This is a genomic window from Sphingomonas sp. UYAg733 (genome assembly GCF_054057355.1).
The window spans coordinates 19,285-31,627 of record NZ_JBSRZE010000006.1; the positions used below are offsets into that span (position 1 = coordinate 19,285).

Genomic DNA, 12,343 nt, shown 5'->3' on the forward strand with positions numbered 1-12,343 from the left:
GCGAGGGCGGGTTTGTTGATCGCGGCCTCCCCCGGACGACGGGCGTCTAGAATCGGCGTGGCGCGCTGCCCGTCTGATCACATCTGCCGCGGAATCCGTAGCTTGCGGTGCCCTCTATCGTGACCCGACCACTTTGCCGGTCGATCGTCAGGCGGGGCTTGTTGAGCCCGTTCAGCCGGTATGTGGCGCGAATGACATCAGGCCCGACCGATACGTCGTAAAGGTCCCACCAACCATTGTTGCCGCGCGAATTGATCGGCGGAATCAGCGATCGAGGCAGGCGGATACGGCCCCCGCCGTCCCAGGTCTGAACCATCAGCGAAGCGTCGAACACCTCGGTCCGCGTCTCGTTATATCGACCATATTCATAACGATCGCGGTCGCCGTTCCACGTCCATGTCGTGCCGCTTGCAAGGCCGTCGCGCGAGCCGTCCCCGAAGCAGACGAGCCCAAGTTCGACATTGCGACCATCAACGACCGGCCCCTCGTCGCTCGATTGATAATCCGGCTGCTGATAGCCCTGATCGGGGGCATAGTCAGGCCGGGAAGGATTGTCTGGCCGTGCCTGGTTTTCATAATCCGGGCGGGACCGGCTATTCGCGGATTGCTGACAATCCGGCGCCGTTGTCGGCGTGATCGAATCATAACGGCCATTCATCGTCGCGATGCTGACGCACTGGCGCCGCTCCGCATTCCACCAATATGTGTAGCTGCGATCGTCGCCTTGTTCGCCCCGGATGTTCTGATAGCCCCGCCGCTGCAGCTCCCCCTCGGCTTGCCCGGCACGCGCGCCAACCATGTCTTCAAGGCCTGTGGACTGTGCAACGGCGATAGCGGGGAAAAGAACCGTCACTAACGTGGCGGCCATCACGCCGATCGATCTTCCAACGAAACGCATCGCCGTCTCCTGTTTGCCGATATCCAGTGCTTTGCGCTAATCTACAGCTGGGAAGCGGGCGCGTCCATCGCTACCGAGCGTGGTAAGCCAGAACGTCAGTCTTCATTGACCTTTCCCGAACGTGCCGGATCAACAACCGGCTAGCTTCTTGCCTTCAAGGTTACGAGATATCGCCCGGTCGCCTTTGCGCGCATAGCGCACGAAAGGTGTCCAATCCGCGCGGTGTGCGATCGCCCCATACGAGCGGATCGGTCGCAATCCGCCGTATTCTGGGCGATCGGCGATGCTTGCCCGACCATCGCAATCAACACGAACGCAAGGATCATCGGAAAAGAATCCCAAAGCCGATTGTAACCGCAACGCTTATCACCACGCTTATCATGGTATCAAAGAAGGAGCGGGCGATGGACTGCCCCAATTCCTGGCAGAACCAACGTATTTCGACAAAACTATAGTATAAGAATGCCGATATAACGGCGGTCAGGCCGATCGCTTGAGCGACGCCGTCGTGCATTGTGGCGGCCGCCGCCCCGCCACTGAACAGCAGAACGAAGGGTGAGATTGCGTAGCATTGCGCGTAAAACGCTGGTTTCAGGGTATCACGGTCCACATCAAGGCCGTTGCGCCGTATTTTCCGTGTCGCCAATATGAGGGCGAATGTTCCAAACAGGACCACCCGAAGCAGCAGCAATGTGGTGGCGTCATTGACCAGGCCCGCCAGGCCGTGCCGGCTTGCCAAGATGGCGTTGGGACCATCAAGCGCCAGGCCGATTCCCTGAACGATGACGATGGTCAGGATCAACATGATCGGCGGACTGACGGTGCCTCGATATTACCGCTCGGGATCGAGTAGCAATTGCGCCTCGGCATATTGCATCGTCTTCAGCGGATGTCGCACGATGCGCCAGAGCGTCACGGGGAAAAAGATGATCCAGCTCATCAGCTCGTAGAGCAGATCGTCGAGCGAGCTTAGCCATTGGACAAAGTTCATCGTGGTCCCTGATCAGCTATGATGGCAGCCCATGCTGTACGATACTGCTTCTAACGCTCTGCCAGCAAATCACCATGCGATCGTGCGCCGCAAGTCCGGCAACGGGTGGGCGCAACGGCAGCGATCGTCATCTCTCTGACCGAAACCCGCCCGTCGCTTTTCCACAGCCGTCGCCGTTCGGCGGTCGCCGCGCCGCCCAATTCAAATCGACGATATTTTCCTTAACGTCGCAGCTTTGCGCAAGACACGCAGAAATGCCTGCACATCGGACATCAGTCTAGCCTTGTCGAAACAGGCAAATGCGCCGTGCGCCAGCGCTTCCGTCGCCGCAGCACTATCACTCTTGGTAAGGGAGGAGACCACGACAATCGGCGCATGCGTCCGGTTTGCCAACTCGTCAAGGAATTCAAGGCCATCTGTTCCCGGCATCGCGAGGTCCAGCGTCACGACGTCGTGGGAAGTTCTACGCATCATGACCCGCGCTTCATCTATACAGGACGCGATGCCTGCTACCTGGAAGTCCGTGTCTTGCAGAAGGACCTGCTCCATCATCGCACGAATGGTAACGGAGTCGTCGATTATCAGGACAGCGATCTTTGACATGGTACCGGCCTTCTGTGTCGAAGCGGGATAGCGGGAGACGCTCCGTCGTTATTCGACAGCCGGTAAACGCGCAGGCAGTGATGCGGTTGCCCGCTCACGATCACGCCCCCGACACTTGCCGACTCATACCTGCGCCGTTATTTCTCCATCACCCGCCCGGCCTTCATTACCAGCACCACCCGCCGCGTCGCGGCGATGTCGCGGGTCGGGTCGCCGGTGACCGCGATCAGGTCGGCGAGCAGGCCCGGCTTCACCCGGCCGACCTTGTTCTCCAGCCCGAAGGCGCGGGCGTTGCCGCTGGTTGCGGCGATCAGCGCCTGGACCGGGGACATGCCGGCGGCGACCATCAGTTCGAGTTCGCGGGCATTGTCGCCATGCGCGAACACGCCGACATCGCCGCCCACGCAGATCGGCACATGCGCGGCCAGCGCCAGGCGGAAGGCGGCGCGGCTGGCGAGGACCGCGGCGGGGGCGGGGTCCGCGCCGCTCCAGCCGGCATAACGCGCGACCGCGTCGGACGCGGCGAGGGTCGGGCACAACACCACGCCCTTTGCCGCCATCGCGCGGAAAATCTCCGGCGTGCCGCCATAGCCATGTTCGATGCTGTCGGCGCCCGCCTCGATCGCGCGGCGCATGCCCTCGGGCGTGGAGGTGTGGACGGCGACCTTGCGCCCGGCATCGTGCGCCGCCTCGACGCCTGCACGCATCTCCGCTTGGCTGAAGGTCGGGCGGCTGTCCTCGCCGGCGCGCCAGCGATAGTCGCCGTAGAGTTTGATCAGGTCGGCGCCGGCGGCGATCTGGCCGCGCACCGCGCGCACCATTTCGTCGGTACCGCTTGCTTCCTCCGCGCCCTGCGGCACGTCGACGCCCGGTTCGAAGCCCTTGGGGCCGTACGCGCCGCGCGCGACGATCGCGCGGGTCGCGACGATCAGGCGCGGGCCGGGCACGATGCCCTGATCGATCGCCTGACGCAGGCCGACATCGGCATAGCCCGCCCCTTCGGTGCCGAGATCGCGTTCGGTGGTGAAGCCGGCGAGCAGCGTGGCGCGGGCCTGCGCCACGGCGCGCGCGGTGCGCAGCGCGAGCGGCTCATGCAGCACCTGATCGTCCCATTTCGCTTCGTTGTAGGGATGGAGGAAGAGGTGGCCGTGCCCCTCGATCATGCCGGGCATCAGCGTCGCATCGGGCAAGTCGATGATCCGTGTGCCGGCGGGGGCGGTGAGGTCGGGGCCGGCCGCGATGATCGCGCCGCCTTGTACCAGCACTTGCCAGCCGCGATGCGGGTTGGGATCGCTGCCGTCGAAGACCTGCGCCGGTTTGAGCAGGATCGCCGGAGCGGCGGGCGCGTCGGCGCCGCTTGCCGCGACCGGTGCCGCACCGCCCAGCGCCAGTGCCGCCAGTATCATGATCCACTTCATCGGCCGCTCTCCCTTGCCGCGCATGGTGAGACCAGCGCGCCGCCGCTGCAAGTCGTTCAGCGGCGCGCGATCAGGAACAGGCGTGGGGACGAGGAGCAACATGGTGCCGCCGGACAGCGCGGGATGGGCGATATCAGGTCGTCGGACGGTGCCAGCGATTCGAGATGGCATTGTCGCGGCGGAACGATTTTCAACCTTCCCCGCAAAACGCCGCCCATGCCGCCGCGACCGTGCCGGCCTCTTCGGCCAATGCGTCGCGGCGGTCGTGCTTCGCGTCGCACCAGGTCCAGGGGGTGAACCCGTCGGCGGCGAGCCGCGTGTCGATCCAGGCGTCGCGGTGCTGCCCAAGCAATTCCCATAACGACGCCGCCGCGCCGCCATTGGCGCGGACCGTCCACACCAGGCGCATCGGGCCGCTAAAGTCGGTTTCGTAAAGCCCGGTCACCGCGCCGATCTCTCCGCGCACGCCATCCAGGCCGGTCGCGGGATCGGTGTGACACAGCGAAGCTGCGCGATCGTGCAGCGCGTTCAGGTCGCGCAGCAGGGCGAACATATCGGCGATCGCCGGTGCCGCGGTCCAGGCTGGCGCGGTCCAGGCCGGGGTAATGCCGTCCGGGGTGATGCAATCCGGCGCAGTCCGGGGCGGGTGGGTGGTCTCGCAAGGGGCGAGCGGCGGCGAATAAGCCATGGCGGGAAGACGGGCGGGGCTTGGCGTAATCACCTCCTGCATTGATGCGATTGATTCGATCACCATAGGAAATTTCCTAGATTGTTCTTGCAATGTAGGAAAGCGAATAAGAGAACAAAACAAGAATATTGGAGTCGAATCGATATGGCTGAGGCGATAGATCAGGGCAGTTTCGAAGTGAATCGATCGCCGTCGTGCGAAGCGGACAAGGGCTTTGCCGAGGCCGCCCATCCACCGACCCCGACCGGCGAGGAGCAGGCGGGGGTCGAGAACGACCAGTTACTGCGCAGCGCGGCGGCGATCGCCGGCGACCAGTTGCGCGATGCGACGCAGCGCCTGTTCGAGCGGGTGGCGGAACGGCACGGCGTCTCGGTCGAGGCCGCGCGGCTTGCGGCGTTGTACAGCCACGCCGAGCTGATCCGCATGGCCGCGCGCCGGATGCGGGGGACGCGCGCTTGAGCGTCATCGCCACCGCCATGAAGCATCTGATCGACGCCGGGGTTTCGGGCGACGCGCTGTACCGCGCCATCGCCGAACTGGAGGCGGCGACCGATACGCGATCCTCCGGCGCGCGGCGCATGGCGCGGTATCGTGCGCGTCAGAAGGCGTCGCCAGTCGCCCCGCCTGTCACATCCGTCACGACCGTCACTGGTGACGATGGTGACGGCTGTGACGACCATGATGACCTTCCCCCCAATGATAATAACTCTAACCCCCCTTCACCCTCATCAGCTGAAGCTGATGGCATCCCGCTGATCGAATTGACGCCGAAAGCCGAACGGCTCGAACCGCCCGAATCGTTTGCCAATCCCGGTCGCAAACCGGGGGACGAGCCGCTGGCCGATCGGGTGACCGCGGCGTGGAACGTGATGGCGGCGGCAAATGGGCTGGCCGAGGCACGCGGGCTGTCGTCGGAGCGGCGAACGCATCTCGCGGCACGCGTCCGGGAACATGGCGAGGCCGCGGTCTTCGATGCGATCGAGCGGCTCGGCGCAAGCGACTGGCATTGTGGGAGAAGTGACGGGGGCGGCAGAAGTGACGGGGGCGGCAGAAGTGACGGGAGCGCGAAAGCCGGGCGGGCTGGGCGCGGCGCGTGGAAGGCGGATCTCGGCTGGCTGCTGAAGAGCGCCGACGCGTTCCTGCGCATTCTGGAACGGCCGCACGAAACCCGCCGCGTCCCGGTGATGAGCGCGGCGGCGCGCGCGGCCTATCTGCGCGGGCTGGAGGACAAGCCCTGGGCGAACGCGCCGATCCGCGCGCCGGACGGAATGGAAATATGAAGGAGATCGGTATGACGGCAATTCAGACGATAGTCGCTCCTCCCCGGCACGGGGAGGGGGACCGCCCGCTTCTTCAGCAGGTGGTGGAGGGGGACCTCCCCAAGCGTGACGCTGCCGGCCCACCCCCTCCACCGCTTCGCGGTCCCCCTCCCCATGCTGGGGAGGAGCAAGGTGCGATTGGTCTCACCCCATGGGAAATGCGCGCGCTGGCGACGATCGTCGATGCGGCCGAGGCGGGGCGCCTCGCGCCGACCTCCGACGAGCTGCAGGCGGTGGTCGGGTGCGATTCGGTCAGCACCACGGTCAACATCGTCCAGCGGCTGGAAAAGCGCGGGCTGATCCGGGTCGAGCGGTATCAGCGATCACGCCGGATATTCATAATATCGACCGGCAAGGCGACAGCGCCGGTCAACAACAAGACGCCGCACTGGCGCACCGTGCCACGGCCCCGGGCGATGCCGGTGCCGGCTTTGCCGCATTTGCGCCAGCGCAGCCCCGATCTGGCGGCGGAGATCATCCGCGCCGCGCATAAGGAAGGGATGCGGATCGACGACTTCATCGCCGAACTGGTGTGGACCGGCTGGCGTGCGCGGAGCGCGGGGATGGAGGGGGCGGGGTGAATGCGCGCTCATTCGCATGCCGATCCGGACTGTGTGCTGTCCCGCTTGAGCCGAATAAATGAATCGCTTCCCCGGCCTGCGCCGGGGAAGCGCGTTTTGCACCGCACGACACCGAACGAAGCCGCCGCGACAGCCTGAATTTCTCATTCTCTCGACGAAAGACCGCCCATGACTTCATCACCACCGGACGCCGCCGCGTCGCCGACAGCCAAGCCCGACAGCGACCCGATCCGCGCGACGATCGCGGCGTTCAAACATGATCCGCTCGGCCATGTGCAGCATGTCTATCCCTGGGGGGAGGGCATACTCGGCGGCATCGCGGGCCCGCGCGAATGGCAGCGCGACGTGCTGAGCGCGATCGGCGCGCACCTGACGGACAAAGCGACGCGCCATACGCCGTGCCGCATCGCGCGCGCCAGCGGGCACGGCATCGGCAAATCGGCGCTGATCGCGATGGTGGTCAAATGGGCGCTCGACACATGCGAGGACACCCGCGTGATCGTCACCGCCAATACCGAAAGCCAGTTGCTCACCAAGACCGCGCCGGAGATCGGCAAATGGGCGCAGCTTGCCGCCACATCGGACTGGTTCACCCAGACCGCGACCGCGCTGGCCAGCACGGCGAAGGGTCATGGCCGGTCGTGGCGCGCCGACCTGGTCACCTGGTCGCTGTCCAATACCGAGGCGTTCGCCGGGCTGCACAACAAGGGCCGGCGCATCGTGCTGATCTTCGACGAGGCGAGCGGCATCGATGCGAAGATGTGGGAGGTCGCACTGGGCGCGCTGACCGATGAGCATACCGAGATCATCTTCCTCGCCTTTGGCAACCCGACACAAGGGACCGGACCGTTCCGCGATGTGTTCGGCAAGCTGCGCAATCTGTGGAACACCGCGCAGATCGACAGCCGCGACGTGGAGGGCACCAACAAGGCGTATCTCGAGGAGCTGGTCGCGACCTATGGCCTGGACAGCGACCTGGTGCGGGTGCGCGTGCTCGGGCAGTTCCCCTCCGCTTCGTCGATGCAGTTCATCGCGCGCGACACGGTGGCGGCGGCGCGCGAGCGGGAAGGGGTGCGCGGCCTCGGCACCGATCCGGTGATCTTCGGCGTCGATTGCGCGCGTTTCGGCGACGATCATTCGACGCTCGCGATCCGTTGCGGCCGCGATGCGCGGTCGCGGCCGTGGAAGCGCTGGCACCATATGGACAGCATGAGCCTGGCCGGCGACATCGCGATGGAGGCGGGGCGGTGGATGCCCGACGCGATCTTCGTCGATGCCGGCAATATCGGCGCGGCGGTGATCGACCGGCTGCGCCAGTTGCTGCCCGATACGCTGGTCGGCGAAGTGTGGTTCGGCAGCAGCCGCGTGCGCGAGGCAAGCTGGCTGGGCGGCGCCCGCATCCGCGTCGCCAACAAGCGCGCCGAGATGTGGACCAATATGCGCCACTGGCTCGGCGAAGGCTGCATTCCCGATCATCAGGGGCTGGAGGATGATCTGATCGGCCCGGAATATGGTTTCGACGCCGACCAGGCGGTGATGCTGGAAAAGAAGGAACATATGAAATCGCGCGGGCTCGCCTCGCCCGACGACGCCGATGCGCTGGCCTGTACCTTCGCGGAACCGGTGCAGCCGAGGATGCTGCCGGGGTGGCTGGATCCCTCGCGTTATGGGCGCGGGAAGGGGAGCGGGGAGGAGGATTTGTATGCGGATTTGGCGGGGTGAGGGGGCTGGTCGAATTGGACCAGCGGAAGGCTGCGACAAAGGATTACCGAGAAGTAGCTTTGAAGGCCAGCCCCTCCGATTCAACCGTCATTGTTTGGGATACATACCTTGCCACCGGAAGGCTTAGGGCGGGGGCGATCCACACGTCACGAACGCCGCATATATCCGATAATACCGGAAATACCCTTCGCAAAGTGCTAAAAGTTCCTATATAAGGTTTTGGGGCGTTCGCAGTTTGTTCTAGGGGGAACGAACCGGGCTCGAAGGCCAAACGCATGATCTACACGCCGCAACATATCGCAAACTACTTCCTAGAGCGCGCCGAGAGCGAGGGCCGTCCCTTGACGCCACTCAAGCTGATCAAGCTTGTGTATATCGCATATGGTTGGGTGTTGGCGCTGCTCGGCACGAAGCTGTTTGACGAGCAAATCGAGGCGTGGAAGCACGGCCCGGTGATCCCGTCCGTGTACCATGAGTTCAAGCATTTTGGCAGCTCGCCGATTACAGGCGATTCCGTTTGGTATGACCTTGAAACTGGCGCTTGTAATCGGCCGACCGTCGATACTGGTGACAAGGTATTCAGGCCGATCCTTGATAAGGTTTGGTCAGCGTATCGCCGCTTCAGCGGCTGGGCATTACGTGAGAAAACTCACCAGCTAGGCACGCCGTGGGAACAGGTCTACGATTCGAAGGCAATGAACAAACCTATTCCTGATGAAGCGATCCAGCCTCATTTTCAGGATAAGATTCGAGAAATCCTTGACGCCGCCGAAGGATGAGGGTGATGCTGAACTGCTCGCTAGGCTGACTGCTACCAGTGGCAGAAAGCTTGGCGTGGCGGCTGAACAGTCCCCATCATTCAGCGAAGATGATGATGCCAACGACAAGCGATGGTGGAATGCTCATCATCGTAGAACCATGGGCCGAATTAAACGGGTTTTCTTCTGGTTTCTGCTTGCCGTTACTTGCCTTTTCATCATAGTCAGCGGTGCAGGTTATCTGTATCTTGTCTATCTTTGGCTTGGCACAGTTCTGTATGGCACTACGGTCCACGATGCTGTCGCGCTTAAGTCATTTATTGACGGCGTTCTCTGGTCTCTTTTGATCATATTCGCGACACTGTTCTTTGAAGGAACGTTCAAAGACAAAGAACGCTAGAGCCTCATCGGATCGGTCCCGATAGGTTGAAATTGGTACCGAAATTGGAAAAGTTATATCGCGTTTTATCTATTTAGTGAGGTAGCGCGATTCAAATCTACATTCGGGCAGGGCATACGAATCTCGGGTATTAAACTCTAGAGATTGGTGAATTTATGCGTAGATATATAGCGGTAAACCTCGTCAGAGATGATGTTCGAGAAGGAGTATGGATTCTGGAGGCGATCGATCAAACTGATGGCGGAATAGAGCGCGCCGAATTCTCGGGATACGCGGCGTTTGAGAATGCTCAGAAGGTAGCTGACGCGCTCTATCCGATTACGGAAAGATCTCTAGATCAACCTCTTTGACGCATGTCTGTTTTTTTGAATGGTTCTGTGAAGTAGACCAAGGTCCATCGCGTGCTGTCACGCCGACTAATTTATCAACCTCCATGCAGCGCCAGCGTTGGTCATCGTTTTCGGGTGGCCGACTGCTTTCTCCGGCAAATTGGTAGGCTAAGATCATTTCCTTAGACCCCGAAAAACCGATGGTGTGAACGCAAAGCTCTCGAGGTAAGTTATTATATGAGCATATTATCTGCTGACGCGCTTCCATAGCAGCGCGAACAATATTATAATTTTGACTTGGCATTTATTCCTCCCCTTCAATCCTTCGGATTGGCGGGAAGATGGCTGAAGTGTGGTACGCGAAGAGTCGAGCAGAACCCCATCCAATTCGGTAGCTTTTTTGAATTGCGAGGACAGTTACTTAACCGTCTGAGCCAACGGTCACTCGCGATCCGCCTATCCTCTCTCGTTGATCCTAGTCTCGCATATCACGTGACGCTGCGCTGGAGATGCAGACCGGCAGGGGGCTTGCCTCGATCAAGCGAACTCGCACCGAGTTTGGAGTTTAAGTAACCTGCCACCGAAGCCAAGCGGCTCACTTGCGGACCTTTGGCCCTACTGCGATGCTGTCGCGATGAGCCGACTTGGATTCGTTGCGTATGGATCGGGTGTCGCCGGCATCACGCTACTCACTGCGCGCCCGACGCTCGATCCGACCATGTCCATATACGAGATGTACACCGGTGACATGACCACGCTAGCGGTGACCGGCTGGCTCATCGCTACGCTTGGCCCGCTCGCTTTGTCGGTCACGGTCTGGTTGCTGGCCCGACGAGTTAAGGTGCAATGGCTCCTGCACCTTGTCTTTATCCCGATGGCGTTCACTGTTTTCAGAGAGGGGGCCTCCCTGTTTTTTTACGCGGCCGGCGTGTCAGGTGACAGCATGATGGATGAGATGGCCCTCCTCGCAGCGACCGGTTACCTGTTGCTTGCGCTGTTGGTCCACACCGTCGCTTTGGCCGTCATTGGAGTGACGGGCCTCAGGCGTTTGGCGGGCGTCCGCTAACCGCCGCTCCTTCGCGTTCGCTGGCTGGCACGGTCAACAAGGATCGCCACGCGAAAACATGTGGTTTTGCGGGCAGGGCGGATTAGGAGAGCGTGATGAGCGAGCCCGGGAAAGAATGGGACGGCGAGGTCGTCCGCAGCTGGCTGGAACGCCGTTTAATCGCGTCGCAGGGCGATCAGGATCGGGCGGACAAGCGCGGCCGGGACAGTGAAGATGATTATGACAAGGCCGCCGCCGAGGAATGGATCTGCCGTGTCACCAGGGCCAGCGAGGCGACGAACGACCAGAAGCGCTTCGTCGATCAGCTGAAAGGACTTCTCGACCAGGACGAATATCGTCGGCTCGGCGTCCATGATGAAAGGCGGTTCGAACGGGAGGTCCGGTCTTACCTCCGCAAGCTGATCAAGATGGCGAAGGCGAACGCCGGTTTCGAGAAAACGCTGCGTTATCAGTAACATTGGTGGTGGAATTGCGGTCATGGTTACCGCGACACTCTACTGATGCCCAGGTGCCGTTACGCCTGGGTGATCGGCGTTACGGTGGGTTTCGGTGACATGGCGTAATTGGGGTAGCCATCCCCTTGCTGAAACGGAGTCGCCTTTCGGTGCTCCAGGCGGGAGTCGGAATCCCGGCTGGTCCGGGGCTATTGCGCTGGCCGCCGCGATGAACTCAAACGGCATCATGCCGAAATCTCTTTCCTTTAGTGAATCGGTTATCGCGACGGCGCGGCAAAAGCGCGACGCGGCCGCAAGCCGTGCGCTGCCGAATGCGGAGCGGGAGAAGCCGAGGGACGTGATCCTGGCGGCGGTCGCGCAGATCGCGGCACAGCTACAGGAAGATGGCTTCGCCTTTTACAAGAGCGGTCCAGGATTGAAGCGCGTTGGCGGCGATCTGTCGTATGAAATCATCTTTCAATCGGACCGGAACAACATCGCCGGCCAGCGCGCCGCGGTGTGGATTCATGGTGCCGTGAGCTCCCGGAAACTGGCCGATTGGCGTCGGAGGCATGATCATCCCTGGCTTCGGCGCGAAGGCCCGCAAGCCGGCGTGATCAGCGGGGGCCAGATCGGCAATCTCGGGCCTGTGCCGAGCTGGATGGAATGGGATTTCGCGGATCCCGTCACGCGCCCGGCGGAGATCGATGACGCGGTGACGGCGATCCGGCGGATCATGCTGCCTTTCTTCGACTTGTTCGATGATCCCGCAGCCGCGGTCGATGTCCTTGTCCATCACCCGGTGTGCCCGCAAAAGCCGCTGTTGGAATATGCGATTTCCATACTCGGAAAGCAGGCCGCCGAGGCTGCGTTGCTGTCGCTGCTTATGGCGCAGCCGGCGCTCCGCGCCCGCTTCGATGCGGCGCGCGCCAAGTTCGCCTGCGCGGGGTTGCCGCAATTTTCTGGCGATACGGCGAGCGAACTGGCCGAGCTATGGCTCGCCGCCGGGTTCGGGTCCGGCCTTACTGCCGAAGCCAATAACCAATGACCAACCGCAGCGCTTCCTGGGTCCGCTCCTCAAGAGCGTAAATCACCCTGATATTTCAGTGGCATCGTATAATTGAGGATGAGCGACA

General features: G+C 62.2%; 15 protein-coding genes. 9 read left to right on the forward strand and 6 right to left on the reverse strand.

Translation table 11 applies throughout. The features are described 5' to 3' along the window. Nucleotides 1–46: 46 nt before the first annotated feature. From ACVWZA_RS11965 to ACVWZA_RS11990, 6 genes are all read right to left on the reverse strand, one after another. Nucleotides 47–898, reverse strand: coding sequence for a hypothetical protein (locus ACVWZA_RS11965; protein WP_457311437.1), 852 nt, complete (start codon nucleotides 896–898; stop codon nucleotides 47–49). Between the two features lie 322 nt (nucleotides 899–1,220). Continuing rightward, on the reverse strand, nucleotides 1,221–1,703 hold the full coding sequence (locus ACVWZA_RS11970; RefSeq protein ID WP_457311438.1) for a hypothetical protein: 483 nt from the start codon (nucleotides 1,701–1,703) through the stop codon (nucleotides 1,221–1,223). A 27-nt stretch (nucleotides 1,704–1,730) separates the two neighbouring features. Then, the gene (locus ACVWZA_RS11975) at nucleotides 1,731–1,889 is read right to left on the reverse strand and encodes a hypothetical protein (protein WP_457311439.1); all 159 of its coding nucleotides are present in this window, start codon (nucleotides 1,887–1,889) and stop codon (nucleotides 1,731–1,733) included. 201 nt (nucleotides 1,890–2,090) lie between these two features. Then, nucleotides 2,091–2,492 (reverse strand): response regulator, encoded by a 402-nt coding sequence (locus tag ACVWZA_RS11980; RefSeq protein ID WP_457311440.1) that lies wholly within the window; start codon nucleotides 2,490–2,492, stop codon nucleotides 2,091–2,093. A gap of 137 nt (nucleotides 2,493–2,629) precedes the next feature. Next, a complete protein-coding gene (locus ACVWZA_RS11985; RefSeq protein ID WP_457311441.1) occupies nucleotides 2,630–3,910 on the reverse strand; it encodes an amidohydrolase family protein in 1,281 nt (426 codons plus the stop codon). A gap of 190 nt (nucleotides 3,911–4,100) precedes the next feature. Then, entirely contained in the window at nucleotides 4,101–4,664 is a 564-nt protein-coding gene (locus tag ACVWZA_RS11990) for a hypothetical protein (RefSeq protein ID WP_457311442.1), read from the reverse strand. Nucleotides 4,665–4,742: 78 nt separating this feature from the next. Here ACVWZA_RS11990 and ACVWZA_RS11995 point away from each other — a divergent pair, with 78 nt between their 5' ends. The 9 genes from ACVWZA_RS11995 (at nucleotide 4,743) to ACVWZA_RS12035 (ending at nucleotide 12,255) form a co-directional block, all read left to right on the forward strand. Then, the gene (locus ACVWZA_RS11995) at nucleotides 4,743–5,057 is read left to right on the forward strand and encodes a hypothetical protein (RefSeq protein ID WP_457311443.1); all 315 of its coding nucleotides are present in this window, start codon (nucleotides 4,743–4,745) and stop codon (nucleotides 5,055–5,057) included. Further along, on the forward strand, nucleotides 5,054–5,878 hold the full coding sequence (locus ACVWZA_RS12000; protein WP_457311444.1) for a hypothetical protein: 825 nt from the start codon (nucleotides 5,054–5,056) through the stop codon (nucleotides 5,876–5,878). The genes ACVWZA_RS11995 and ACVWZA_RS12000 overlap by 4 nt, the downstream gene beginning before the upstream one ends. Nucleotides 5,879–6,075: 197 nt before the next feature. Then, nucleotides 6,076–6,498, forward strand: a complete 423-nt coding sequence (locus ACVWZA_RS12005; protein ID WP_457311446.1) for a hypothetical protein — start codon at nucleotides 6,076–6,078, stop codon at nucleotides 6,496–6,498. A 168-nt stretch (nucleotides 6,499–6,666) separates the two neighbouring features. Continuing rightward, complete coding sequence (locus tag ACVWZA_RS12010) at nucleotides 6,667–8,220, forward strand: terminase (RefSeq protein ID WP_457311447.1); 1,554 nt, start codon at nucleotides 6,667–6,669, stop codon at nucleotides 8,218–8,220. Between the two features lie 275 nt (nucleotides 8,221–8,495). Next, a complete protein-coding gene (locus ACVWZA_RS12015; protein ID WP_457311448.1) occupies nucleotides 8,496–8,999 on the forward strand; it encodes a Panacea domain-containing protein in 504 nt (167 codons plus the stop codon). Further along, on the forward strand, nucleotides 8,980–9,378 hold the full coding sequence (locus ACVWZA_RS12020) for a hypothetical protein (RefSeq protein WP_457311449.1): 399 nt from the start codon (nucleotides 8,980–8,982) through the stop codon (nucleotides 9,376–9,378). Before ACVWZA_RS12015 ends, ACVWZA_RS12020 begins: the two co-directional genes overlap by 20 nt. A gap of 963 nt (nucleotides 9,379–10,341) precedes the next feature. Continuing rightward, nucleotides 10,342–10,773: a hypothetical protein gene (locus ACVWZA_RS12025; protein ID WP_457311450.1), complete on the forward strand. Its 432-nt coding sequence runs from the start codon at nucleotides 10,342–10,344 to the stop codon at nucleotides 10,771–10,773. 95 nt (nucleotides 10,774–10,868) lie between these two features. Then, on the forward strand, nucleotides 10,869–11,228 hold the full coding sequence (locus tag ACVWZA_RS12030; protein WP_457311451.1) for a hypothetical protein: 360 nt from the start codon (nucleotides 10,869–10,871) through the stop codon (nucleotides 11,226–11,228). 226 nt (nucleotides 11,229–11,454) lie between these two features. Then, nucleotides 11,455–12,255, forward strand: a complete 801-nt coding sequence (locus tag ACVWZA_RS12035) for a hypothetical protein (protein WP_457311452.1) — start codon at nucleotides 11,455–11,457, stop codon at nucleotides 12,253–12,255. Nucleotides 12,256–12,343: the final 88 nt, after the last annotated feature.

Coding starts and splice junctions, on each gene's coding strand:
- ACVWZA_RS12025 (WP_457311450.1), top strand. CDS start 10,342: ATGAGCCGACTTGGATTCGTTGCGTATGGATCGGGTGTCGCCGGCATC.
- ACVWZA_RS11990 (WP_457311442.1), bottom strand. CDS start 4,664: ATGGTGATCGAATCAATCGCATCAATGCAGGAGGTGATTACGCCAAGC.
- ACVWZA_RS11975 (WP_457311439.1), bottom strand. CDS start 1,889: ATGAACTTTGTCCAATGGCTAAGCTCGCTCGACGATCTGCTCTACGAG.
- ACVWZA_RS11970 (WP_457311438.1), bottom strand. CDS start 1,703: ATGTTGATCCTGACCATCGTCATCGTTCAGGGAATCGGCCTGGCGCTT.
- ACVWZA_RS12010 (WP_457311447.1), top strand. CDS start 6,667: ATGACTTCATCACCACCGGACGCCGCCGCGTCGCCGACAGCCAAGCCC.
- ACVWZA_RS12015 (WP_457311448.1), top strand. CDS start 8,496: ATGATCTACACGCCGCAACATATCGCAAACTACTTCCTAGAGCGCGCC.
- ACVWZA_RS11995 (WP_457311443.1), top strand. CDS start 4,743: ATGGCTGAGGCGATAGATCAGGGCAGTTTCGAAGTGAATCGATCGCCG.
- ACVWZA_RS12005 (WP_457311446.1), top strand. CDS start 6,076: ATGCGCGCGCTGGCGACGATCGTCGATGCGGCCGAGGCGGGGCGCCTC.
- ACVWZA_RS11965 (WP_457311437.1), bottom strand. CDS start 898: ATGCGTTTCGTTGGAAGATCGATCGGCGTGATGGCCGCCACGTTAGTG.
- ACVWZA_RS11980 (WP_457311440.1), bottom strand. CDS start 2,492: ATGTCAAAGATCGCTGTCCTGATAATCGACGACTCCGTTACCATTCGT.
- ACVWZA_RS12030 (WP_457311451.1), top strand. CDS start 10,869: ATGAGCGAGCCCGGGAAAGAATGGGACGGCGAGGTCGTCCGCAGCTGG.
- ACVWZA_RS11985 (WP_457311441.1), bottom strand. CDS start 3,910: ATGAAGTGGATCATGATACTGGCGGCACTGGCGCTGGGCGGTGCGGCA.
- ACVWZA_RS12035 (WP_457311452.1), top strand. CDS start 11,455: ATGCCGAAATCTCTTTCCTTTAGTGAATCGGTTATCGCGACGGCGCGG.